Origin of the sequence: Streptomyces sp. NPDC101234, assembly GCF_044767525.1 — a bacterium.
GTDB lineage: Bacteria > Actinomycetota > Actinomycetes > Streptomycetales > Streptomycetaceae > Streptomyces > Streptomyces sasae.
Genome location: NZ_JBIWOA010000003.1, coordinates 104,219 through 126,939, shown reverse-complemented (window position 1 = coordinate 126,939; position 22,721 = coordinate 104,219). Strand labels below are relative to the sequence as shown.

The window sequence follows — 22,721 nt, the reverse complement described above, 5'->3', positions numbered from 1 at the left end:
CGCTGACCTTTGCTGTGGGGGGACTTGGGTGGGGGGCTCCGCGTGGTGTGTCAGGGGCGCCAGCGCGGGGCGTAGCCGCTGGTGAGCCTGCGCTTGTTGTGGCGCCACCTGGGTTCGTGGTTCACCAGCTCGTTGGTGAAGCCGCGCAGCCGGCGGATGACCGCGCCGTACGGCTTGATGGCCAGCGAGGAGAGATTGCCGCCGGGCGGCTCGTCCATGAACGGCATGAACGCGTCGGGGAAGCCGGGCATGGTGCAGCCGATGCAGATGCCGCCGACGTTCGGGCAGCCGCCGACGCCGGCCATCCAGCCCCGCTTGGGCACGTTGCAGTTCACGACCGGGCCCCAGCAACCGGTCTTCACCAGGCACTTGGGCGAGTTGTAGTCGGCCGCGAAGGTCGCCTGCTCGTAGTAGGCGGCGCGGTCGCAGCCCTCGTGCACCGTGCGGCCGAACAGCCACTGCGGGCGCAGCATGTGGTCCAGCGGGGGCGGGGGAGCGGTGCCGGCGGCGTGGTAGAGCACCCATACCAGGGTCTCCATGAAGTTCTCCGGCTGGACCGGGCAGCCGGGGATGTTCACCACGGGCAGTCCGCCCTGTGACTTGTACTCCCAGCCCAGGTAGTCCGCGAGGCCCATGGAGCCGGTCGGGTTGCCGGCCATCGCGTGGATACCGCCGAAGGCGGCGCAGGTGCCGACGGCGACCACGGCCCAGGCCTTGGGTGCCAGCTGGTCGATCCAGTCGTTGATGGTCTGCGGCTGGCCGGTCTCCGGGTCGTTGCCGAAGGACGTCCAGTAGCCGTCGCCCTCGATGATGTTCTGGTTCGGGATCGAGCCCTCGATGACGAGGATGAACGGCTCCAGCTCGCCCCGCGCCGCCTTCCGGTAGGGAGCGAGGAAGTCCTCGCCGCCCAGGCTCGGCGAGAGCACCTTGTTGACCAGGTTGACCTTCGGGACGCCCGGGATCAGACCGAGAACCAGGTCCTCGATGGAGGGCTGGTCGGCGGCCGTCACGGAGACGGTGTCGCCGTCACAGCTCATGCCCTCGGAGATCCAGAGGATGGTGATCTCGTCGAACCCCTGGTGTTCGCCGGCTCGGCCGGGTTCGCCGCCGACGGCGGTGGTGCCGCTTGTGGTGCTCATACGCTAGGCCTCCGATGGAGAGGGCCCCGGGGACGGCGTGGTCGCCGCCTCTGGATCCGGGACGTCGGTGCCCCCGAGCGGCTCGACTTCGTCGGGCCGGAAGTAGTGGAAACGGCCGTACCAGCCGTGCAGTTCGGCCGCCGGGTCGTCGTCGACGGTGACGGCGAGATGAGTGCTGCCGTCCACGTCGTGGAAGACGGCGGCCACGGTCGCGGTCCGTCCGGCCAGGAACATGTCCTGGGCGTCGGCACCCTTGCCACGCGGGCGGAGCCGCACCGGGCACCCGCCGCCGACCCGCACGCCGCCGACCAGAACCGTGTCGGTGGCCGGAGAGATCCCGTCATCGACACCCTCCTGCCACCAGGCGGGACGGCAGCTGCCGGTGCGGTTGTCGGTGGTCCGGGTGCCGCTGTTCCTGTTGGTGCTGGGGTGTTCGTCGGCAGGCCTGAGTGAGCGGATCGCCCCGTGGAGGCGTCCGAACACCTCCGGTGGCATGGTGTCGACGCGGTCGAGGATCTCGGCGGCCCGGGGATCCGTCGCCCGGGCCTCGCGCTTCTCCTCGTCCGTCAGCAGCATCGTGCGCAGCGTGAGGATCTCGTCGATCTCACCGGCGTCGTGCAGGTCCCCCGGGCTCTCCGGCGCCACCTGCGGATGGTCGGGAAGGATGATCGGCGAGGAGAGCAGCAGGGCGGACACCGAGCCGTCCTCGGGGGCGGTCGCGGGCGGTGCGCCGCCCAGCACCGGGAACGTGAAGTCGTTGCGGCAGCTCCGGGCGGCCTCCCGGAGGCCGGTGCCCGGGTCGATCAGGGAGACGAACTCCCCGCCCTCGACGCCGAGGAGGGTGTGGGTGGCGATCAGGGCGTTGCGGAGCGCCCGGTCGCGGAGGGCACCCGGATCCGCCGTCCGCCCCTCGTTGGCAGTGCGCACCCGGAGCCGGAAGAGGTCCTCGCCGAGCCGCTCGGCCACGAGAGTGGTGCTCGCCCGCAGCTTCTCCCGGCGCCGTACGACCCGCCCGGCGCCCGAGGGCAGCGCCTCCGTGTCGACACCGGCCGGTGAGCCCACGGCAACGGTGTGCTCGCCGCGGTCCAGGCGGTCCAGGCGGTCCAGCGGGACCGCGAGGTCGGTCTCCCGTGGCACCGCCTCCTCGAAGGTCAGCTGTACCGTGCCGTCGTCGCAGGTGAGCGAGTCGACAGGCTGCCCCCGGCCGTTCTCGACCTGCTTGTGCTGCAGTTGCAGGTACCGCACCCGCAGCCGCAGGACCGCGTCCGGTCGGCGCACCCGCAGCAGGCACTCCGTCTGCTGGTACCAGGAGTCGGCGGAACCCGACACGCCCGGGCTGACCGGGCCGTCCGCCTCCATCCGGTCCCGGGGGAGGAGGACCCCGAACTGCCAGCGGGCGCGATTCTTGGGCGAGGACCGCCGATAGGGGTAGAGGAGGTAGCCCTCGTAGAGGACGGCATCGGCGACTGCGCTCAGCTGTTCGAAGATCGGTTCGGGGCGGTCGGAGCCGTCCACCGGGGCAGTGCGGGGCGCTCTGCCGTCGACCAGTCCCTCGGCCATGCAGCCTCCTCGGATCCGTAGGCGCGCCCATACCTTCCACCACGGTCACATCGGTCACGCCGACTCGCCTCTTCTGGCTGAGCGGCGTTAGGCCGTACGGGTGGGCTCGGGCGTGCGCCGGATCAGCCCGCGGAGGCGGTCCGCGAGGGGTGGTCCGGGCGGACCGAGAAGGCGATGTCGCCGACCTGCGCCACGATCGCGTCCCGCACGAGGAGCAGGCTCGGCACGGTGCTCTCGGCCGAGGCCCCGGGTGCGGCCACCTTGGCCGTGCTCCACCGCCGGGCGCCGGTCCGCCGGTCCAGGGCGAGCAGCCGGCCGTAACGGTTGACGAAGTACAGCTCGTCGTACGTCGACGAGTACACCGGCGTGGACAGGTTCTCGATCTGGGTCTCCCGCTGCCACACCTGGCCGGCGTCACCCGGCCGGAGCGCGGTGACCGTGCCGTCGGGCCCCACGATGCACACGACGCCGCCGACCAGGGTGACCGTGCCGTGCCGGACGGCCTTGAAGGGGACCTTGACGACGGCGCCGGTGGCCGGGTCCACCCGGATCAGGCCCGTGTACGACAGGTTCTGCAGGTCGGTCGACTCGTAGGTGTCGGCGGGCGGCTTCTGCACGGCGAAGAGCAACTCCCCGTCCACGCTGCCGAGGGGGTGCGACAGTGCGGGCAGGGTGGCGAGTTCACGGGCCGTGCCGTCGGCCGGGTCGAGGCGCAGGACGCTCATCGAACCGTGGGTGGGATCGTCCTCGGCCGAGCACAGGCCGTACGGCACACCGTCCACGACCGCCGGATCGCAGGCGGGGCCGGACGTGGACTTCGCCGGGGTCCGCCACAGGGCCCGGCCCGTGCGGGCGTCGAAGGCGGCCAGGTGCGACCTGTCGTCCGGCACCACGAGCACACCGCCCTTGAAGAGGAGCGCGGGACGGTCCTGACCGGTGTTGACGTCGGTCGACCACAACTGCTTCCGGGTGCCGGGGTCGAGGGCGACCAGTCGCTGGGGGTGGAAGGTGCTCTCCGAGTACTTCTTGTCGTACGTGTAGACGATGCCGTCGCGGGCGCCCGCGGCCAGCGTGGTCTGGAGATCGGTGCCGTACCGCCATACGACGCGTCCGGTGGCGGCGTCGATCCGGGCGGTGGTGAAGCCGGTCCCCGCGCAGTACACCGAGGAGCCGTCCGCTGTGCAGCCGCTCTGCGTGCTGTCCACGAAATTGCCTCCGCCGCCCCGCACGGTCTTGAGCAGGCTCGCCCGCCAGGGCCGGTAGCCGGCGGGCAGCGTGGGGGAGGGCGGGGCGGAACTCCGCTGGGCGGCAGGGGCCTTCGCGGGGGAGTCCGAGTCCGACACCACGGTGTAGACGGTCAGCGACACGGCTGCCACGGCCAGGGCCGCGCCGAGGGCGGCGAGTCGGCGCCGACGCCTGCGGACGGGAACGGCGGTGGTGCCGGTCTCGCGCGAGGGGTCTGGAGCGGTCGGCGGGGGCCCGGCGGCGGAGTCGGGCAGGGTCGCCAACAGCTGCTGCAGTTCGGCCAGTCGGGGCCGGAACTCCGGATCCTTGGTCAGACAGCGCTCCGCGATGTCGCTCAGCGGATACGGGACCCCTTCCAGCGTCGGCGCCTCGTGCATCACCTGATAACCCGTCAGGTACGGGCTGCCGCCGTCGAAGGGACGGTTGCCGGTGGCCGCGTACACCAGGAGCGAGCCCAGCGAGAACACGTCCGAGGCCGCCGTGACGTCACGGGGCGCCGTGAACTGCTCCGGGGACATGAAGGGCGGGGTCCCGATCAACCGGCCGGTCACGGTGAGGAGTTCGTTGTCGGCCGCCCTGGAGATGCCGAAGTCGATGACCCGCGGCCCGTCCTGTGCCATCAGTACGTTGCTCGGCTTCAGATCCCGGTGCACCACCCCGGCCTGGTGGATGTCCCGCAGCGCCTCGACCAGTCCCAGCCCGAGCGTGCGCAGCTCGCGCCCGCTCAACGGCCCGTCCTCCGCGACCACTTCGGCGAGGGTGCGGCCGGGTACGTAGAGCGTCGCCATCCACGGCTGCTCGGCGTCCGGGTCGGCGTCGACCACGGGCGCGGTGAACGCGCCGCTCACCCGCCGGGCCGCGGCGACCTCCTGCCTGAAACGGGTGCGGAACTCGTCGTCGAGTGCGTACTGGGCGTGGACGACCTTGACCGCGACCTGCCGTCCCGAGGGGGAGTGCGCGAGATAGACGACGCCCATCCCGCCGCTGCCCAGCCGGTCGACGAGTGTGTAGCCGCCGATGGAGCCGGCGGCCCCCGATTCCCCGGTGCTCAGCGGCATCCCCGCTCGCCCTTCCCACTACCCCTGCGCCACAAGGCCGTTCAGGAGGCTCAGCCTAGGCCCTGCCGGTGCCGGCCCCCGAATGGCTCCGACACTTCCAGGCGAGGTCAGGGGGCGACGAACAGGCCGGGGAAGCGGGGGCCGAGCCAGGGTTTGCGGCCGAAGGCGAGTACCTGGCCCCGGGCCATGGCGAGCCAGGGGTTGCGCCGGCCGAGGGCGATGAGCAGGAAGGCGACGGGATCGATGGCGATCGTGCAGTCCGGGCGTTCCTGCGGCTCGGGCGCCACATGCACGGTGCCGTCGGTGAGGGTGACCCCGAAGGCGCTCTCGCCACCGCGCAACCGGATCGTGTAGCGGGCGGTCAGTCCGGCGGTGACCGAGCGGTCCGCCACGGCCGGCATCACCGAGAGCATGAACGGCATGCACCACCCGACCCGTTCGGCATCGACCATGTGCGGGCGCCGCAGCGCACGGGCGAGGTCGTAGCCGTGGCCCAGCATGTGCGTGAGCAGGTAGGAGCCGAGCACGGACCGGTCCATCGGGCCGAGCGGGCTGACCGGCGCCGGACCGTCCGCCGTGGCGGCCAGGGCGTCCACGCAACGCTCGGCCTGTGCCGTGATCATCGCCGCGAGCGGCTCGGCCCGGCGCTCCCCGAACACGGCCAGCGACTCGGCGTTGGCCGCCGCCAGGCTCTGCGGGGTGCCGTTCCCGTAAGGGCGTTCCCGGCCCTCCGCGAGGTCGGCCATCAGCTCGTTGGCCAGCGCCAGATGGGCCGCCGCCTCGCCGACCGTCCACTCCGACCCCGGTACGGGGGCACTCGTGTCGACCGCGCCGACCAGTACCGCCGCGATGTCGGCGGCGCTCTGCCGTATCGCCTGCCCGAGCCCATCGCGCAGCGCCCCCTGGACGTTCTGCCGTGCCGCCTGATCCACGCCGGTTGCCCCTTTCTGTCGCGCGGTACCCAATCAGACGTTCGGACGCACGACAAGCCCTCACGGCCGTCCCCGTGCACCGAGGCCGCGCAGAAAGGTGTCGACGACCATGTCGGCGGCCTGCGCGGCGCTGAGCTCGGACTGCTCCAGCGACGCCGGATGCATGAGCGGCGGCGGAAGCGAACTCGCCCGGGCGAGGGAGAGGCCCGCGCGCAGGAGCCCCTCGCCGACGGCGCGCGGCAGGAGGCCGCCGGCCTCTCGTACGAGAGCATCCCCCGGTCCTGAAGGACTGGGGTGTCACCACGGTTCGAGCACGCCGGGAGTCGGGTTGTGTGAGCCATCGCAGGGACGCCACGTCGCCACGCCGGAGGGCTGAGCCATGACCACCCCGATCCCCGTCTACTTCATCCACGGGCTGTGGCTGCACAGCGCCTCCTGGCAGCCGTGGGTCGATCTGTTCCGTCAGGAGGGCTACGAGCCGTCCGCCCCGGGTTGGCCGGGGGACCCCGACACCGTGGCGGAGGCCCGGGCGAACCCGGAGAGCATCGCCGACCACGGCATCGACGACGTCGTGGAGCACTACGCGGCACTGATCGCCGAACTGCCGGCGCCGCCCGTCCTGATCGGCCACTCCTTCGGCGGCATGATCGCGCAGAAGCTGCTCGGCCAGGACCGCGCCGCCGCGGCCGTCGCGATCGACGCCGCGCAGATCAAGGGCGTACTGCCGCTGCCGTTGTCGGCTCTCAGGGCCACCCTCCCGGTGTTCAGGAACCCCGCCAACAAGCGCCGCTCGGTGTCCCTGACCGCGGAGCAGTTCCGGTTCGCCTTCGGCAACGCGATCCCCGAGGAGGAGTCCGCGGAGCTGTACGAACGCTGGACCATCCCCGCCCCCGGCAAGCCGCTCTACGAGGCGGCCTCGGCCAACTTCAACCCGCACTCCCCGGCGAAGGTCGACACCGGGAACTCCGGGCGGGGCCCGCTGCTGCTGATCTCGGGCGGCAAGGACCACACCGTTCCCGAGACCGTCACCCGCGCCACCCTCAAGCAGTACCGGCACTCCGACGCCGTCACCGACATCATCGGCTTCGCCGATCGCGGGCACTCCCTGACCATCGACGGCGGCTGGCGCGAAGTCGCCGAGACGGTCCTGGCCTGGCTGGGCCGGCAGAACCTGGGGACCGCGCGATGACGACGAGCATCTCCGGGCCCGCCGCTTTCGACCTCGGTCTGGCCGGACAGACCGCCGTGGTCACCGGGGCCGGGCGCGGGATCGGCCTGGCGATCGTCGAGGCTCTGCTCGGCGCCGGCGCCCGTGTCGTCGCGGGTTCGCGGAGTCGCAGCGACGGCCTTGACGCCCTGGTCAAGAACGGCGCCGAACTCACCGTCGTGGAGCTGGACCTGACCGAGCCCGACGCCCCGGCCGCGCTGGTGGCGGAGGCGGTCGCCGGGTACGGCGGTGTCGACGTGCTGGTGAACAACGTCGGCGCGGTGCGCCCGCGGGTGGACGGCTTCCAGGCCGTGTCCGACGCCGACTGGGACTGGGCCTTCACGATCAACTTCATGGCCGCCGTGCGGGCGACCCGTGCGGCGCTGCCCCACCTGATAGCGAGCGGCGACGGACGGATCGTCACCGTCTCCTCGGTCAACGGCCGCCTGCCCGATCCGCTGGTCATCGACTACAGCGCCGCCAAAGCGGCGCTGACGAACTTCTGCAAGGCCCTGTCCAAGCAGGTCGGGCCGGAGGGTGTGCGCGTCAACACGGTGAGCCCCGGCCCGGTCGAGACGGCGCTGTGGAAGGGCGCGGGCGGTGTCGCCGACACCGTCGGGCAGTCGCTGGGCGTCGATCCGGGCGAGGTGGCCCGCAACGCGGCCGGGGCGGCGGCCACCGGCCGGTTCAGCACCCCCGCCGAAGTCGCCGACCTCGTGCTCCACCTGGCGAGCCGGCGCTCGGGGAACATCACCGGCGCCGACTTCGTGATCGACGGCGGCATGACCGACGCCCTCTGACCGCCGTACAGCCGCAGGGCCCGCAGCCCGACCTCCCCGCCGCCCGACCCTGCCCAGCCCCGACCGTTGGAGTCACCTTGACCCGATTCTTTCCCACCTTCGAGCCGACGCCGGAGCGTGAACCGTTCTGGTTCCTCGGCGGCCAGGCCAGGATCCTGCTGCCCGGCAGCGCCACCGAGAACAGGCTCAGCCTGATGGAGTTCGCGGACCCGGCCGGGCACGCACCGCCGCACCACGTCCACGAGGACGAGGAGGAGGTCTGGTTCGTCCTGGACGGCGAGGTGACCTTCTTCGTCGGCGACCGACGCCATGACCTGACACCGGGCCAGGTCGCCTACGGACCGCGCGGTGTCCCGCACAGCTACCTGGTGCGTTCGCCCGAGGGCGCGCGCCTGGCCGTCCTGTTCAGCCCGGCCTGGATAGAGGAGTACTTCAAGGCCAACGGCACCCCGGTCGCCGAGGCCGGCGATCTGCCGCCGGCCTTCGACCTGGGCGCGGTGGTCGCCTCGGCCGAGGCGTTCCACCTGCGGGTCACCGGCCCGCCGCCGACGTCGTGAGCGCTGCCCCCTGATCGACGGGCCCGCACAGGGCAGCGGCGGGACCGCGCGCAGGGACACGGTCCCGCGCACCTGCGAGCAGGCGCACCGGCCATGGCCGAACGCCGTGACAACGGGCCCTGACGGGGCATGTCGGCGGCTTGATCCCGGCGATGACGGCCGGCGCGCGGCCGATGGGCTGCTTCCGTAACCCGCCTACGTGACCGGGCCGTTGGGGGACACCGCCGGGCCGCCGGGCGGCTGCTCCCCAGCGGCCGGAGGGAAGGACCGCGCGGACACCGCACGGTCCTGGGCCGAGGCGAAGCGACAGCCCGGCGCATCCTGGTCTCCCGTTCAGTTCGTGGGCCGCGGCGCAGTACCCTGACCTTCCAGACAGGCCGAGTCCGGGGACCCGGCTGATGGGGGGAACGTGGAGCTCATCGGTCGGGACGATCAGCTGGAGCTGTTGCGCCGGCTGCTGGCCGAGCCGCGGAGCCACGGGAGCGCGGTGCTGGTCCGGGGGGCGCCCGGCATCGGGAAGACCGCGTTGCTCGCCGAGACCGCCGCCCTCGCCGAGGGGCTCGGCTACCGGGTCCTGCGCACCAGCGGTGTCGAGGCCGAGAACGACATCCCCTATGCCGGTCTGCAGCTCGTCCTGCGCCCACTGGCCGCAGGAGCCGCCGAGCTCGCCGCTCCGCACCGGCAGGCCCTCGACACCGCTCTCGGTCATGCCGAGGCCGGTGTCCCCGACGTCTTCCTGGTCGGTCTGGCGGTTCTCAACCTCCTGGCCGACGCGGCCGCGGTCGCGCCGGTGCTGGTCCTGGTCGACGACGCCCAGTGGCTCGACGACGCCACCGCCTGCGTCCTGGCCTTCGTGGCGCGCAGGGTCGGCACCGAGCCGGTGGTCATAGTCGGAGCCGCACGCGACGGCTACCGGTCGCGTCTGAACTCCGACGAACTCACCTCGGTGCCCCTCGGCCCGCTCACCGACGGCCAGGCCACGGAACTCCTGGCGGACCGCGCCCCCGATCTGCGGCCGACCGCGCACCGCCGACTGCTGACCGAGGCCGCCGGGAACCCCTTGGCCCTGACCGAGCTCTCCCGCACCCTCGGCGCGTCGGCAGATCCGCACATCTCCCGGCTGCCCCTCACCGAGCGGCTCGAACGGGCCTTCACCGACCGCCTGGAGACCCTGCCCGACATCACCCGCAGCCTGCTGCGGATCGCGGCCCTCGACGACAGCCCGTCGCTCCCCGAGATCTACCGCGCGACCCGGCAGCTCACCGGCATGAAGGCCGGAACCGCGGAACTCGACCCGGCCGTGCGTGCCCGGCTCGTCCAAGTCGTCGGCACCGAGCTGCGGTTCGGGCATCCGCTGATGCGCTCGGCGATCCACCAGACCATGCCCGCCGGCGTCCGCCACGCCGCGCATGCCGCACTCGCCGCCGTGCTCGACGAACAACCGGACCGGCAGCTGCGCCACCAGGCCGCCGCGGCCGACGACCCGCAGGAGCCGGTCGCCGCCGCGCTGGAGGACGCCGCTCACCGGGCCGCACACCGGGGCGGCATCGCGGCGGCCGTCACGGCCCTCGAACAGGCCGCCGCACTCAGCGAGGACGTTCACCGCCGAGCGGAACGGCTGCTGCGCGCCGCGGACTTCGCCGTCGAACTCGGCCGGCCCGAAACCGTGACCCGGCTGCTGGACCAGGCACTCACCGGGCCGCTGTCACGGCGGCAGCACGCCACCGTCGTCTGGCTGCGCGGCAGCTTCGACGAGGGACTGCACAGCCACTCGTCGGGCGCCAACTCCCTTACGGCACTAGCCGAGGAGATGGCCGCGGAGGACCGTGCGCTGGCGCTGCGGATCCTGTGGAGCGCCGCGCAGTTGTGCTTCTGGTCCGACCCCGGCCCCGAGGGGCGCCGCAAGGTCCTGCAGGCCGTGGAGCGGATGGAACTGGACGAACTCGACCCGTGGCGGCTGGCCATCTGCGCCTACGCCGCGCCGATCGACCGCGGCACCTTCGTCCTGGACCGGGCCCGGCACGCCGCCCTGCAGGAGGGCGACGGCGGCCGCGCCTACCGCATGCTCAGCACCGCGTCCCTCCTCGCCGGCGGCTTCGACCTCGCTCGGGAGTTCTCCACGGTCGGCGGCGCACCGCTGCGCGCCCAGGGACGCCTGGGGCTGCTGGCCCGGACGGTCGGCGCGGACGCGTGGAGCGCTCTCGTGGTCGGCGACCTCGGCGCCGCGATCGCCGGGACCGAGGAGTCACGAAGGCTGGCGCGCGAGACCAGCCAGACGATGATGTACGCGCTGATGACGGCCACCGCGGCCAAGCTGGCCGCGCTGCGCGGTGACGCGGACTCCGCCCTGGAACTGGCCGAGGAGGCGGAGGAGATCGGGCTGCCGGCCGGCGCACGGCCGGTGCTGGCCACCGCGTCGATGGCCCGTGGACTGGCCGCGCTCGGCGCGGGGCGGTTCGAGGAGGCCTTCGGCCATTTCCGCCGGCTGCACGATCCGGCGGATCCCGCGTTCCAGGTCGCCCTGCGGCTGACGGCCGTGGCCGACCTCGTGGACGCGGCGACACGCTGCGGGCGGCCCGCAGCCGTACTCCCGATCGTCGCAGAGCTGGAGGAGGTCGCCACGGTGACCTCCGCGCCGGTGCTGCACGCCGATCTGCGGCTGGTCCGGGCCCTGCTGGCCGCCGACGAGGACGCGGACCCGCTCTTCACGGGCGCGTTGAGCGCCGATCTCAGCGCCTGGCCGCTGATCAGGGCCCGGACCCACCTGGCCTACGGCGAATGGCTCCGGCGCCGGCGGCGCAGTGTCGAGTCCCGCGACCACCTCCGTGCCGCCCGCGACATGTTCGACGCGCTCGGCGCGATCCCCTGGGGGGAGCGGGCCCGCCGGGAGCTGCGCGCCGCCGGCGAGACCAGCCGCCGCAGGGACCCGGACGCCAGGGACCAGCTGACCGCCCACGAGCTGCAGATCGTCACGCTCGCCGCCGACGGACTCACCAACCGCGAGATAGGCCAGCGGCTCTATCTGTCGCACCGCACCGTCAGCTCCCATCTCCACCGGATCTTCCCCAAGCTGGGTGTGGTCTCGCGCGCCGAACTGCGGACGGCGGTCAGCGCACTGCGCTGACCACCGTCACATGACGCTCGCTTCCGTCCGTACGGCGCTCCTAGCGTTTCCCAGGTCAGGACATCGACAAGCGGGGGAGCGGTCCCATGGTGTGGAACGGCGTCGAGCGCGCATCCGGGCCGCCGTTGGTCGGCCGCCACGCCGAACGCGAAGCCGTCGCACGGCTGCTCGACGCGGTGCTCGACGGACTCAGCGGAGCACTGGTCCTGACCGGCGAACCCGGGATCGGCAAGACCAGACTCCTGGAGTACGCCGCGGACCGGGCCGCGGAACTCCGCGTGGTCCGGCTGACCGCCGTCGAGTCCGAGACAGGTCTCGGCTACGGCGCGCTGCACCGGCTGCTGCGGCCGTTCCTGAACCGGACGGGCCGGCTGCCCGGGCCGCAACGGGCCGCGCTGGACGCGGCACTGGGCCTGGTGTCGGCGCCACCCGCGGACCGTTATCTGGTCGGGCTGGCGACGCTGACCCTGCTGTCCGAGGCCGCCGCCGACCAGCCCCTGCTGTTCCTGCTGGACGATGCGCAGTGGCTGGACCGGGAGTCCGCCGAGGCGCTCGCGTTCACCGCCCGCCGGCTGCACGCCGACTCCCTGGGCCTGATCATCGCCGTCCGCGACGGGCTCGGTGCCGGCGGTCTGTTCGACGCGCTGGACGTGCACTCCGTGACCGGTCTGCCCGAGCCGGAGGCCAAGGTCCTGCTCTCCTCCGTCCCCCGGCGGGTGGACGAGGACGTGGCCGGCCGGATCGTCGCGGGCACCGGCGGCAACCCGCTCGCGCTGCTGGAACTGGCCGACGCCCTGACCTCCGAGCAACTCTCCGGTATCGCCCCGTTGCCCGATCCGCTGCCGGTGAGCCGGCTGCTGGAGGGCCACTTCCTGCGCCTGGTCCGGGCCCTGCCGCCCGAGACCGCGACCCTGTTGCTGCTGCTCGCGGCGGCCCCCTCGGACGACACGGCGATGATGTGGCGGGCCGCCGGGCGGCTGGGCCTGTCCGCCCGCGCCGTCCAGCCCGCGGTCGCCGCGGGCATCCTCGACCGGGACACACCCACGACCTTCCGGCATCCCCTGATCCGCTCGACGGTCTACGCCGGAGCCGCATCGGGCGAGCGCCGCCGGGTGCACACGGCCCTGGCCGCCGCCTGCGACGCCGTCCGGGACACGGACCGCCGTGCCTGGCACCGGGCCGAGGCCGCCGAAGGCCTGGACGACCGCGTCGCCGACGACCTGGAGGCCGCCTCCGAGCGAGCCCGCTCCCGCGGCGGCTACTCGCAGCAGGCCCTGTTCCTGTCACGCGCCGCCGATTTCACCGGCGACCCGGACAAACGGGCCGAGCGGCTGCTCGACGCGGCGCAGGCCCATCTGATGTCGGGCGACGCGCCGGCGGCACGGACCGCGCTGGACCTGGCCGGCGCCGACATCCGCGGCCCGGTGATGCGCACGCGCGAGCTGCGGATGCGGGCGACCGCGCAGATGTTCCAGATCGTCGTCGCCGACGTCCCCGCGATGCTGATGGACGCCGTGACCAGGCTGGGTCCACAGGACCCACGGCTGACCTGGGAACTGCTCTGCGAGGCGCTGCACGCCGCGCTGGTCGCCCATGACGGCGTGCGGGGCACGTCGCTGACCGAGGTCGCGACGGCCGCGGTCGCCGCGCGGCACGCCCCGGACTCCGCCGTGGGCGGCCGCGACCTGCTGATGGAGGGTCTGGCCCGTCGCGTGGCCGAGGGCTACGAGCATGGCGCGCCCGTACTGCGCACGGCCCTGGACGGGCTGCGGAGCGGCGGCCGGATCGGGGACGCGAACAGTCCGTTCGCGGTGATGCTCTCCATGGCCTGCGACGACCTGTGGGACGTCCAGGCCGCGCGCGACCTCACCGGCCGCCTGGCGGCGGCGGACCGCGACGCCGGTGCGCTGTACGCGTTGAGCATTACGCTGCTCGCCGAGGCGCGCTATGAACTCTGGGACGGGCGGTTCAAGGAAGCCGAGGTCCGCTACGCCGAGTTCGACGACATCGCGGCCGACACCGGCTTCCCGGGCGGCGGAGACATCAACCGGCTCCACCTGTTCGCCCTGACCGGCCGGGAGGCCGAGCTGCGGGCGACCGCGCGGCGCACCGCGGAGATGCGGGGCATCGGCCATGGCCTGCTCCAGCTCCTGGCACAGCACGCGCTGACCCTGTTCGAGCTGGGGCAGGGCCGCTACCGGCAGGCGGGGAAGCACGCCCGGGCGGTTTTCGAGGGAGACCCCCCGGCCTGCGGCAACCTCGTGCTGCCGCTGCTCATCGAGGCCGGGGTGCGTACCGGCGACCGAGCCGGCGTGGGCGAAGCCCTGTCCCGGCTGGAGGAACGCGCCCCGCTCGCCGGTACTCCCTGGGCCCTGGGCGCCCTTGCCCTCGGCCGGGCGCTGACGGCGGACGGCGACGACGCCGAGAAGTCGTACCAGGAGTCGGTCGAGCTACTGGGGCAGGGCCCGCTGGCCCTGGAACAGGCCCGCTCCCGGCTGCTGTTCGGCGAGTGGCTGCGCCGTTGCAAGCGGCGCTCCGACGCCAGGAAGCAGTTGCGCGCGGCCTACGAGAGCTTCGACGCCTTCGGCGCGGTGCCGTACGCCGAGCGGGCCCGGATCGAGCTGCTGGCCACCGGTGAGACGGCCCGCAGGCGGACGGAGGAGACCCGGTTCGATCTCACACCACGGGAACGGCAGGTGGCCTCCATGGCAGCCTCGGGGCTGACCAACGGGGAGATCGCGACCCGGTTGTTCGTCACCGCCTCGACCGTCGAGTTCCATCTGAACAAGGTGTTCCGCAAGCTCGGCATCACCTCCCGGAAGCAGATCCCGCACGCGATCGGCGAACCGGGCCCGGCGATTGAGCACTGACCGTCGACCGCCGGATCCTGCGGGGCCGGCCGCTGCACCGGGGTCCGACCCCGGTGCGAGCCGCGGCCGCGGGTGATGGGCTGGGGCTTCACCAGGTGCGGAGGAGACTGAGATGACCGGCGGCGGAGCGTACGCGATGACCGACCACACGGGTGCCCGGCTGCGCCATGGCCGGCAGACCGTGAACGGCGTCGATCTCCATTACGCGCTGGCCGGCTCGGGCGAACCGGTGGTGCTCCTGCACGGGGTCCCGAAGACGATGTTCTTCTGGCGCCACGTCATTCCGCTGCTCACACCCCACCACACGGTCGTCGCGCTCGACCTCCGCGGCTTCGGAGGGTCCGCCCGCCCGCCGTCCGGCTACGACACCCGGACCCTGGCCGGCGATGTCGCCGCAGTGATGACAGCGCTGGGCTTCGAGAGGTTCCGCGTGGTGGGCGAGGACTGGGGCGCCGCCGTCGCGTACGCCGTAGCGGCCTTCCACCGGACGAGGGTCGTGCAACTCGTGTACCAGGAGACCAGGTTGCCCGGCCTTGACGTTCCGGACCTCTCTCCGCTGCCACCCGAGGACCCCCGAACCGGCTGGCACCGCACGCTGTTCGCCCTGCCGCACTACCCGGAGCTGCTCATCGCGGGCCGGGAACGGGCGTTCTGGACGTACTTCATGCGCCGGATCATGGCGGATCCCAGCGCGTACACCGATGCCGACGCCGACGAATACACGCGCGGCCTCGAACAACCGGGTGGCAACCACGCCGTCTTCGAGCTCTACCGGGCCACCGGGACCGACGCGGAGCAGAACCGCCCCCAGTTCGCCGACCGGCTGACCTGCCCGGTGCTGGCGGTCGGCGGCCGCGCGTACCTGGCCGCCGAGCCGGGTCACCAGATGGCGCAGGTCGCGAGGGACGTACGCAGCACCGTCATCGAGAACGCCGGACACAACATCCCGCTGGAGGCGCCCGAGGAACTCGCCCGTGCCTACCTCGACTTCTTTGCCGGCCGTGACCAGGGGGCGAAGTCAAGTCCCTTACCGGGTAAGGCAGTTACGGTAGATTCGGCCAGGTGAACGATCCCGGTGTCATCATCCGCGCTGCCGTACCCGCCGACTCCGCCGACATCTACCGCCTCCTGACCGGGTTCGCGACGAGTCACCGCCCCGACCGCGCCGTCTTCGACCGCACCACGTTCCCCCGGATCATCGAGGCGGCCGCCGTGGGCGGCGTAGAGTTCCTGGTCGCCGAGCGGAGTGCGCGCGTGGCCGGATACGTCCTCGCCGTACGTATGCCCACCCTCTTCGCGGGCGGCACGGTGCTGGAACTGCTGGAGCTCACCGTGGACGCCCCGTTGCGCGGCCGTGGCACGGGCTCCGCACTGATCCGGGCGGTGCAGGCGCGGGCGAAGGAGGCGAACGACGTGGAGGTGACCGTACCGACACGCCGGGCCGCCGTGTTCTACCGCGCCCTGGGATTCCACGAGACCGCCGCCTACCTCAAATGGCCCACGGCCTGAGGGAAGGAACAAAAGCGCGCGGAGGCGACGGCACCGGCCAGACCTGGTTCTCCGCGGTGAGCGGCCGCGACGGCGAGCGTGGCGCCGTAGCCGGTCGCTCCGGTCTGCTCGCCGTCGACGGACTGCACGCTCACGGTGCGCGGCCCGCGTTCAGCGCACCGGGAAGCCGAACGAATACCCCTGTTCCTTCAGCCACGGCAGCACCTCGCGCAGCGCGGCCACGGTCTCGGAGCGGTCGCCGCCGGCGTCGTGGAAGAGGACGGTCGGGCCGTTCGGAATCTCGCCCTTGACCGTGGCGACGATGGTGGCCGTACCGGGGCGTTCGAAGTCCTTCGAGTCGACGTTCCAGCCGAGCGGCCGCATGCCGTGCGAGGCGGCGAGCTTCCTGCTGTACGGCGTGAAGGCGCCGCCCGGGGCCCGGTAGTAGAGCGGTCGTACGCCCCCGGACGCCTTGGTGATCATGCTCTCGGCGTTGAGGATCTCCTGCGACTGGTAGGCCTCGGACTTGTGGTCCATGGTGGTGTCGTGCGACACCGTGTGGTCGCAGAGCCGGTGCCCCGCCGCCACCACCGCCTTGACCAGGTCCGGGTGCGCCTGCGCCTCCGGGCCGATCATGCAGAACGTGGCCTTCACGCCGTACTCCTTGAGCACCTGGAGGACCTGGGGCGTCCAGACCGGGTCCGGCCCGTCGTCGATGGTGATGTTCACCCCGCGGGCACCCCGGTCCGAGGCGTGCGCGATCTCCACCGACACGGGGGCCGCCTTCGGGACCGTGCGGTGCGCCGAAGTCCTCGGTCCAGCCTGCCCATTGACCGGTCCGGCCTGCGCGGACCACAGCGAGGCGGCCACGGTCACCGCCGTGACCCCGATCGCCGCCCCGATCACCTGGCCGTACCAACCCCGCCCGCCGTGCCGCGCCATGCCCGCCCCGATCCCTGCTTGTTCCGTCGATCCCGTGCATTCGTCAGGACGGAATACGGCGGCCACCGGATCCATCCGTTACCGATCACGGACAATTCCGCGAGAGTACCGCGACACGCGCTCCGCGAATTCCCTAACGCCCGGCGGGGCGAACGGTGTTGGCGGCGATGGAGCACCATACGGAACGACATGGGGCGCAGCGGCCGGTCGACGGCACCGGCGCCTGGTCACACGTGACGGTCGGAGGCCTGGTCCGCAGGCCTCCGACCGTCGGTGAAGCCGAGTGTCAACTCCCGTGCAGAGCAGCCTTGATGGCGCCGATCGCGGTACGGCGTGCGATATCGGTGGCGTGGTAGTCGCGGAGGCTGTCGAGCATCAGGAAGTCATGCACCATGCCCAGTACGCGTACGGCGGTGACGGGGACACCGGCTTCCCGGAGGCGGGCCGCGTAGGCCTCGCCCTCGTCGCGCAGCACGTCCGCCTCGCCGGTGATCACGACGGCGGGCGGCAGGCCCCCGAGCTCGTCGAGGGAGGCACGCAGTGGAGCCGCGTAGCGTTCCTTGCGCTGGGAGTCGTCGCCGGTGTACTGGTCCCAGAACCAGAGCATGCCGTCCCGGGTGGGGTGGTAGCCCTCGGAGAACTGCAGGTAGGACGGTGTGTCGAAGTTCGCGTCGGCGACCGGGTAGAGCAGGATCTGCGCGGCGAGGGAGATGCCACCGCGGTCCTTGGCCATCTGGGCCAGCACGGCCGACATGCAGCCGCCGACGGAGTCGCCGCAGACGACCGCGCGGGACGGGTCGAGACCGTGCTCGGCGCCGTGCGCCACGACCCACTGGGCGACCGCGTAGTTCTGCTCGATCTGGGTCGGGTACTGGGCCTCGGGCGCCAGGTCGTAGACCGGGAAGACGGCCGCCGCCTGCGCGCCGACGGCGAGTTCGCGGACGAGCCGGTCATGGGTGTGCTCGTCGCCGAAGACCCAGCCGGCCCCGTGGATGCAGATGATCACGGGGAGGAGGCCCGCGGCACCCGCGGGCTTGACGATACGGGTGCGGACATTGCCCCATTCCCCGGCGTCGACGTCGGCCCAGCTCTCGTCGATCGCGGGTCTGGGCACGCCCTCCCCGGTCTGCAGGCCGGCCAGGATGTCGCGGCCCTGGGCGGGTGGTACCTCGTAGATCCGGGGGTGGGGCGCGGTGCCGTCGGCGAGTTCCTGGGCCGCCTTCTCCAGGTAGGGGGTGGGCGGCGGGGGCGCCAGCGGGTGAATACGCACTGGTCATCGCCTGCCCCGAGCCGGAACGGCAGGACGATGGGGTCCAGGGGGGACGGTCTCGCCGGGGGCGAGGACGGTGTTCGTACAAGGCGGGGACGGGGTCGGCATTCCGACGCACGTAGCGGTCGAGCGTCCCGGCATGTCCCGCAGACGCGCGTTGGGCCGCCCACAGCGCTGCCTGCACGTCCCCCGCCCTGCGAAGTGATCGGCAGTTGGGCGAGCCAGGAGCCGTTCCCGCACGGAGGGGGACGAGAACGGCGCGGTCTCTAGGGCCGGCCCGGCAAGGATTGGGCGGTGCCGGCCGTGCCGGTCAGACGGCGGGTGAGATCGTCAGTTGGTGTATGCCTGGAACACCTTGAGCGTGTCCTCATAGAGATGGAACTGGACAATCCGGTCGCTCTCGACGCGGAAGTGCATGGCGACAGGCATGTCGTAGGTCCGGCCGGTGCTCTTTGCCACGCGCGTGAACCGCCCCAGCATGACCGCGTGCTCGCCGTCGACCAGCAGCACGTCCACCTGGTCCACGTTCCTCTCCGGGACGATGTTGTTGCCGAGGGTCCTGAGGTATTCGGCCACCTCCTCACTCTTGGAACGATGCCCGGTCCAGGGCAGGGACGGCGAACCGGGGACGTACCAGTCGATGTCGTCCGCGAAGACCGGGACCACGGCGTCCGGATCCCCGGCGCCCAGGAGCCCGAAGAACCGCTCCACCACCTCACGTGTTGTCATGATCGAGAACCTTTCACGAGCGAGGTATGTCGAACTTCCGAGGGTGGCAGCTCAGTTGGTGCCGAGCGCCTTGCGGAGGGTGTGGATGGCCTGCGCGATCGCGGCCGTCGAAGCCTGCGTGGGCCGGACGGGATTGAGCATCATGAAATCGTGGATGATGCCGTTGCAGCGGACGCACGTCGTGGGCACACCGGCCTGGCTCAGGCGACGCGCATAGGCTTCGCCCTCGTCACGCAGGACGTCGTTCTCGTCCACGATGACCAGAGCCGGCGGCAGTCCGGACAACTTCTCCTCGGCGGCCCGCAGGGACAACGCGGTCGCTTCGGCACGCTGCTCGGGGTCGGCCGTGTAGGCGTCCCAGAACCAGGCCATGGCCTTGGCGCTCAGGAACGGACCGTCGGCGAACTGCCGGTAGCTCGCGGTGTCCTGAGCTGTATCCGCGACCGGGTGGTGCAGCGGGTAGTGGGCCTCGGGAGAGCGGTCGTACTCGATGAAGGCAACCGCCGTCCGCGCGCCTACGGCCAGTTCCCGCACCAGCCTGTCGTGCGTTCCCGCGTTGCCCGGAATCCATCCTCCGCCGTGTACATAGAGGCCGTGTACATAGAGGGTGACGGGCAGCGGAGCCGCCGCGTTGCGGGGTTTCACGACACGGACCCCGACGTCACCCACCTCCGCCGCGGAACGGTGATCCACTTTTCCTCGATGTCCGGCAATTCGACGGGTGCTGCCTGGATGTCGTCCAGTACTCTGCGGGCACCTTCCGGTCCCAGTCAGTAGAGGAACGGCGGCTGCGACGATGCGTCCGCCACCGCTTGAGCTGCCGGTTCCAGGACAGGAGCGCTCATGACGATCACTTCCTCCGTGCGGATCACAATGGGCTGCGAATACCGACGTCGGCGGCCATGCGGCCCATTCATTCCAGGCTGCGCCCCGTCCAGGAAGACCGCAGGTGCGGAGGTGGCTCCCGTCGGCGGCCGGGTCTAGTGTGAAATCGAACAATTCGGCCGGCGGAGCAGAGAAGTTGAATTCAGGATTCAGTATTTCTCTCTGGCGTCGCATCCAGATGCACCACCAAGTAGTCTTTCGTCGCTCGGGGTGACTACCGGAGGCCATCGTGCTCCCTACGCATCACCGGACCGCGACCGTCGACGCCCAGCAGGTGTTCTATCGTGAGGCAGGCCCCGAGGAAGCCCCGACAGTTCTGCTTTTGCGTGGATTCCCCAGCAGTTCGCACATGTTTCGACACCTCATTCCCGGCCTCGCCGACCGTTATCACGTGATTGCCGCCGATCATGTCGGATACGGGCAGTCGTCCATGCCTCAGGCCGATGAGTTCACCTACACATTTGATCATCTGGCCGCCATCACTGCGGGATTGTTGGAGAAACTAGGGATCCGCCGTTTCTCGGTCTATGTACATGACTACGGCGCGCCCATCCGCTGGCGCCCTGCCCTGAATCCCGCGTTCGAGGTGACCGTCATCATCTCCCAGGGCGGGCGGCAACGCCTACATGGAGGAGGGCTTCGCCGAACCCCTCTGGGGCGATCTGTTCTCGTACGAGACATCACCCGGTCCCGACACCGAGCCCGGCGCGCGGGCGAAGTTCAGCGCCGAGACCACGTGCTGGCGGTACGAGAACTGGGCCGAGGACCCGAGCCTGGTCAGCCCGGACAACTGGCTGCACGACCAGACCCTGCTGAACAGGCCGGGCAACGACCAGGTGCAGCCGGCGCTCTTCCGGGACTACCCGACGAACATCCAGGGTTACCCGCAGCTCCATGAGCACTTTCGCGCCAGTCAGGTGCCGCTGCTGACCGTCCGGGGTGAGCGCGACGAGATCTTCGGGCCGGACGGTGCCCGGCCTTCTCGCAGGATCTGCCCGATGCTGAAGTCCATCTGCTCCCAGCCGGTCATTTTGCCCTGGAAACGCACCTGGACGCCGTAAGCGGTTACATCCACGGATTCCTCGGCCGTGTGACCGGCTGAGGGTGGACGAGGAGGACGACGAGTGATGGCCACCTTGATCTCGGTCAACGTGGGGATGCCGAAGGACGTCTCCTGGCACGGCAGGACCGTGTACACGGGGGTGCACAAGCAGCCCGTGTCCGGGCCGCGGATGGTGAGGCGGCTGAACATCGACGGAGACGGTCAGGGCGACCTGGGCGGACACGGCGGGGAAATGCGGGCCGTGCTGGTCTATCAACTCGACTCCTACCGCTTCTGGTCCGAGGAACTGGGCCGGGACGACCTGACACCGGGCAGCTTCGGGGAGAACTTCACGGTCGACGGGCTCCTCGACGACGAAGTGTGCATCGGCGACCGGTACCGGGTCGGCGGAGCCCTTCTGGAGGTCTCGCAGCCGCGGGTGACCTGCTACCGGGTCGGCATGCGCCTGGCGGAACCGCGCATGGCGGCGCTGCTGGTAGCCCACCACCGGCCCGGCTTCTACCTGCGTGTCATCGAAGAGGGCGAGGTGGAGGCCGGGCAGCAGATCGTCAAGGTCTCCACCGGCCCGGAGGCCATGACCGTCGAAGAGATCGACTCCGTCCTCTACCTCTCCGGTCACACTCCCGACCAGGTGCGGCGTGCCCTGCGCATACCGGCGCTCAGCCAGGGCTGGCAAGGCTCGATGCGCGACCTGCTGGAACAGGCCGGCAAGGGCGCGGACGTGTCGTCCGGCAGCGCCGGCCTCACCGTCGCGGCCGGCGTCCCGCCCCCGGCATGGCGCGGCTTTCGTCCGCTGACGGTCACGGACGTCCACCCTGAGAGCGAGAACGTGATCTCCCTGAGTCTGGCCGCGGCTGACGGCTCCGCCCTGCCCGCCGCGCTGCCGGGACAGTTCCTGACCGTGAAGATGCGTGCGGCCGAAGACGGGACGTCTCTGATCCGCAGCTACTCGCTGTCGGGCCGGCCCGGCACGGATACGTACCGGATCAGCGTGAAGGTGGAACCGCACGGCCTGGCGAGCACCTACGTACGCGCGCACGTCCGGGCCGGGGACAGCCTCGAGTTCGCCGCGCCGCGCGGCACCTTCTACCTGCCCCGTGGCGACAGGCCGGTCGTGCTGGTGTCCGCCGGCATCGGGGCGACTCCCGTGCTGGCCATGCTGCACTCACTGGCGGACGCCCCCTCCGGCAGACAGGTGTGGTGGCTGCACGCCGCCCGCAACGGCCGTGAGCATCCCTTCGCCCAGGAGGTGCGTGACCTGACGGCACTCCTGGCCAACGCACGGTCTGTCGTCTACTACAGCAGGCCCGACCCCGCCGACGAGCGCGGCAAGGACTACTCGGAAGCAGGCCGCATCTCCAGCGAGCGGATCCTCCGACTGGGCCTGCCCACTGATGCCGACGCCTATGTCTGCGGGCCGGCGGCCTTCATGGACAGCATGACCGACGCGCTGGTCGAGGCCGGCCTGCGGCCGACCTGCGTGCACACCGAGAACTTCAGCGGCGGCCCCTCCCTCACTCCGGGGATCAAAGGCACGCCGGCGGTGAGGGCGCCGCACCGGCCGGAAGGCGCCCCGGGCACCGGTCCCGCCGTCTCCTTCGCCCGCAGTGGACTGACCGTCGCGTGGCACGACGACCAGAACTCCCTGCTGGAACTCGCGGAAGCATGCGATGTCCCGGTCCAGTGGTCGTGCCGTACCGGCGTGTGCCACACCTGTGAGCTTGCCATGATGTCCGGGGCCGTGGACTACTCCCCGGACCCGGTCGAGCCGCCGGGCGAGGGCAACATCCTCATCTGCTGCAGCAGACCCGCTCGGGACGTCGTCCTGGATCTCTGACACCTGCCCGCCCGG

17 protein-coding genes and 1 pseudogene are annotated in these 22,721 nt (G+C 71.6%); 9 read left to right on the top strand and 9 right to left on the bottom strand.

Translation table 11 applies throughout. The features are described 5' to 3' along the window. Window positions 1-50: 50 nt before the first annotated feature. The 4 genes from ACIRR9_RS07040 to ACIRR9_RS07025 form a co-directional block, all read right to left on the bottom strand. Window positions 51-1,139, bottom strand: coding sequence for a hydrogenase expression protein HypE (locus ACIRR9_RS07040; protein WP_403748428.1), 1,089 nt, complete (start codon window positions 1,137-1,139; stop codon window positions 51-53). Window positions 1,140-1,142: 3 nt separating this feature from the next. Then, window positions 1,143-2,699 carry a hypothetical protein gene (locus ACIRR9_RS07035; protein WP_403748426.1) on the bottom strand — a complete coding sequence of 519 codons (1,557 nt, stop codon included), beginning with the start codon at window positions 2,697-2,699 and terminating at the stop codon, window positions 1,143-1,145. 122 nt (window positions 2,700-2,821) lie between these two features. Beyond that, window positions 2,822-5,002 (bottom strand): serine/threonine-protein kinase, encoded by a 2,181-nt coding sequence (locus ACIRR9_RS07030; RefSeq protein ID WP_403748424.1) that lies wholly within the window; start codon window positions 5,000-5,002, stop codon window positions 2,822-2,824. A 107-nt stretch (window positions 5,003-5,109) separates the two neighbouring features. After that, on the bottom strand, window positions 5,110-5,934 hold the full coding sequence (locus ACIRR9_RS07025; protein ID WP_403748422.1) for a maleylpyruvate isomerase family mycothiol-dependent enzyme: 825 nt from the start codon (window positions 5,932-5,934) through the stop codon (window positions 5,110-5,112). Window positions 5,935-6,313: 379 nt separating this feature from the next. Here ACIRR9_RS07025 and ACIRR9_RS07020 point away from each other — a divergent pair, with 379 nt between their 5' ends. The 7 genes from ACIRR9_RS07020 to ACIRR9_RS06990 all read left to right on the top strand — a co-directional run bounded on the left by ACIRR9_RS07020 (window position 6,314) and on the right by ACIRR9_RS06990 (window position 16,001). Then, window positions 6,314-7,123 (top strand): alpha/beta hydrolase, encoded by an 810-nt coding sequence (locus tag ACIRR9_RS07020; RefSeq protein WP_384564937.1) that lies wholly within the window; start codon window positions 6,314-6,316, stop codon window positions 7,121-7,123. Further along, window positions 7,120-7,941 (top strand): SDR family NAD(P)-dependent oxidoreductase, encoded by an 822-nt coding sequence (locus ACIRR9_RS07015; RefSeq protein WP_403748420.1) that lies wholly within the window; start codon window positions 7,120-7,122, stop codon window positions 7,939-7,941. Before ACIRR9_RS07020 ends, ACIRR9_RS07015 begins: the two co-directional genes overlap by 4 nt. A gap of 77 nt (window positions 7,942-8,018) precedes the next feature. Then, a complete protein-coding gene (locus tag ACIRR9_RS07010) occupies window positions 8,019-8,498 on the top strand; it encodes a cupin domain-containing protein (protein WP_403748419.1) in 480 nt (159 codons plus the stop codon). Window positions 8,499-8,907: 409 nt separating this feature from the next. Beyond that, window positions 8,908-11,622 (top strand): ATP-binding protein, encoded by a 2,715-nt coding sequence (locus ACIRR9_RS07005; protein WP_403748418.1) that lies wholly within the window; start codon window positions 8,908-8,910, stop codon window positions 11,620-11,622. An 86-nt stretch (window positions 11,623-11,708) separates the two neighbouring features. Beyond that, on the top strand, window positions 11,709-14,492 hold the full coding sequence (locus tag ACIRR9_RS07000; RefSeq protein ID WP_403748415.1) for an ATP-binding protein: 2,784 nt from the start codon (window positions 11,709-11,711) through the stop codon (window positions 14,490-14,492). Window positions 14,493-14,604: 112 nt separating this feature from the next. Further along, window positions 14,605-15,558 carry an alpha/beta fold hydrolase gene (locus ACIRR9_RS06995; RefSeq protein WP_403748412.1) on the top strand — a complete coding sequence of 318 codons (954 nt, stop codon included), beginning with the start codon at window positions 14,605-14,607 and terminating at the stop codon, window positions 15,556-15,558. Next, a complete protein-coding gene (locus ACIRR9_RS06990; protein WP_403748409.1) occupies window positions 15,555-16,001 on the top strand; it encodes a GNAT family N-acetyltransferase in 447 nt (148 codons plus the stop codon). Before ACIRR9_RS06995 ends, ACIRR9_RS06990 begins: the two co-directional genes overlap by 4 nt. Window positions 16,002-16,151: 150 nt before the next feature. Here the strand turns inward: ACIRR9_RS06990 and ACIRR9_RS06985 are convergent, their stop codons facing one another. The 4 genes and pseudogenes from ACIRR9_RS06985 to ACIRR9_RS06970 all read right to left on the bottom strand — a co-directional run bounded on the left by ACIRR9_RS06985 (window position 16,152) and on the right by ACIRR9_RS06970 (window position 19,766). Continuing rightward, window positions 16,152-16,922, bottom strand: coding sequence for a polysaccharide deacetylase family protein (locus tag ACIRR9_RS06985; RefSeq protein WP_403748406.1), 771 nt, complete (start codon window positions 16,920-16,922; stop codon window positions 16,152-16,154). Between the two features lie 286 nt (window positions 16,923-17,208). Continuing rightward, on the bottom strand, window positions 17,209-18,186 hold the full coding sequence (locus tag ACIRR9_RS06980) for an alpha/beta hydrolase (RefSeq protein ID WP_403749005.1): 978 nt from the start codon (window positions 18,184-18,186) through the stop codon (window positions 17,209-17,211). A gap of 336 nt (window positions 18,187-18,522) precedes the next feature. Continuing rightward, window positions 18,523-18,921 (bottom strand): nuclear transport factor 2 family protein, encoded by a 399-nt coding sequence (locus ACIRR9_RS06975; protein ID WP_403748403.1) that lies wholly within the window; start codon window positions 18,919-18,921, stop codon window positions 18,523-18,525. Between the two features lie 51 nt (window positions 18,922-18,972). After that, window positions 18,973-19,766 (bottom strand): annotated as a pseudogene (locus ACIRR9_RS06970) (alpha/beta hydrolase fold domain-containing protein). Between the two features lie 269 nt (window positions 19,767-20,035). Here ACIRR9_RS06970 and ACIRR9_RS06965 point away from each other — a divergent pair. After that, on the top strand, window positions 20,036-20,704 hold the full coding sequence (locus ACIRR9_RS06965; protein ID WP_403748401.1) for an alpha/beta fold hydrolase: 669 nt from the start codon (window positions 20,036-20,038) through the stop codon (window positions 20,702-20,704). 15 nt (window positions 20,705-20,719) lie between these two features. Here ACIRR9_RS06965 and ACIRR9_RS06960 read toward each other — a convergent pair whose 3' ends face one another. Then, window positions 20,720-20,881 carry a hypothetical protein gene (locus ACIRR9_RS06960; RefSeq protein ID WP_403748399.1) on the bottom strand — a complete coding sequence of 54 codons (162 nt, stop codon included), beginning with the start codon at window positions 20,879-20,881 and terminating at the stop codon, window positions 20,720-20,722. 52 nt (window positions 20,882-20,933) lie between these two features. Here ACIRR9_RS06960 and ACIRR9_RS06955 point away from each other — a divergent pair, with 52 nt between their 5' ends. Then, window positions 20,934-22,706: an MOSC domain-containing protein gene (locus tag ACIRR9_RS06955; RefSeq protein ID WP_403748396.1), complete on the top strand. Its 1,773-nt coding sequence runs from the start codon at window positions 20,934-20,936 to the stop codon at window positions 22,704-22,706. The last annotated feature ends 15 nt before the right edge of the window (window positions 22,707-22,721 follow it).

Bases quoted from the DNA above. Each gene is read 5' to 3' on its own strand.
- ACIRR9_RS07040 (WP_403748428.1), bottom strand. From the start codon at position 1,139: ATGAGCACCACAAGCGGCACCACCGCCGTCGGCGGCGAACCCGGCCGA.
- ACIRR9_RS07035 (WP_403748426.1), bottom strand. From the start codon at position 2,699: ATGGCCGAGGGACTGGTCGACGGCAGAGCGCCCCGCACTGCCCCGGTG.
- ACIRR9_RS07030 (WP_403748424.1), bottom strand. From the start codon at position 5,002: ATGCCGCTGAGCACCGGGGAATCGGGGGCCGCCGGCTCCATCGGCGGC.
- ACIRR9_RS07020 (WP_384564937.1), top strand. From the start codon at position 6,314: ATGACCACCCCGATCCCCGTCTACTTCATCCACGGGCTGTGGCTGCAC.
- ACIRR9_RS07015 (WP_403748420.1), top strand. From the start codon at position 7,120: ATGACGACGAGCATCTCCGGGCCCGCCGCTTTCGACCTCGGTCTGGCC.
- ACIRR9_RS07000 (WP_403748415.1), top strand. From the start codon at position 11,709: ATGGTGTGGAACGGCGTCGAGCGCGCATCCGGGCCGCCGTTGGTCGGC.
- ACIRR9_RS06995 (WP_403748412.1), top strand. From the start codon at position 14,605: ATGACCGGCGGCGGAGCGTACGCGATGACCGACCACACGGGTGCCCGG.
- ACIRR9_RS06985 (WP_403748406.1), bottom strand. From the start codon at position 16,922: ATGGCGCGGCACGGCGGGCGGGGTTGGTACGGCCAGGTGATCGGGGCG.
- ACIRR9_RS06975 (WP_403748403.1), bottom strand. From the start codon at position 18,921: ATGACAACACGTGAGGTGGTGGAGCGGTTCTTCGGGCTCCTGGGCGCC.
- ACIRR9_RS06955 (WP_403748396.1), top strand. From the start codon at position 20,934: ATGGCCACCTTGATCTCGGTCAACGTGGGGATGCCGAAGGACGTCTCC.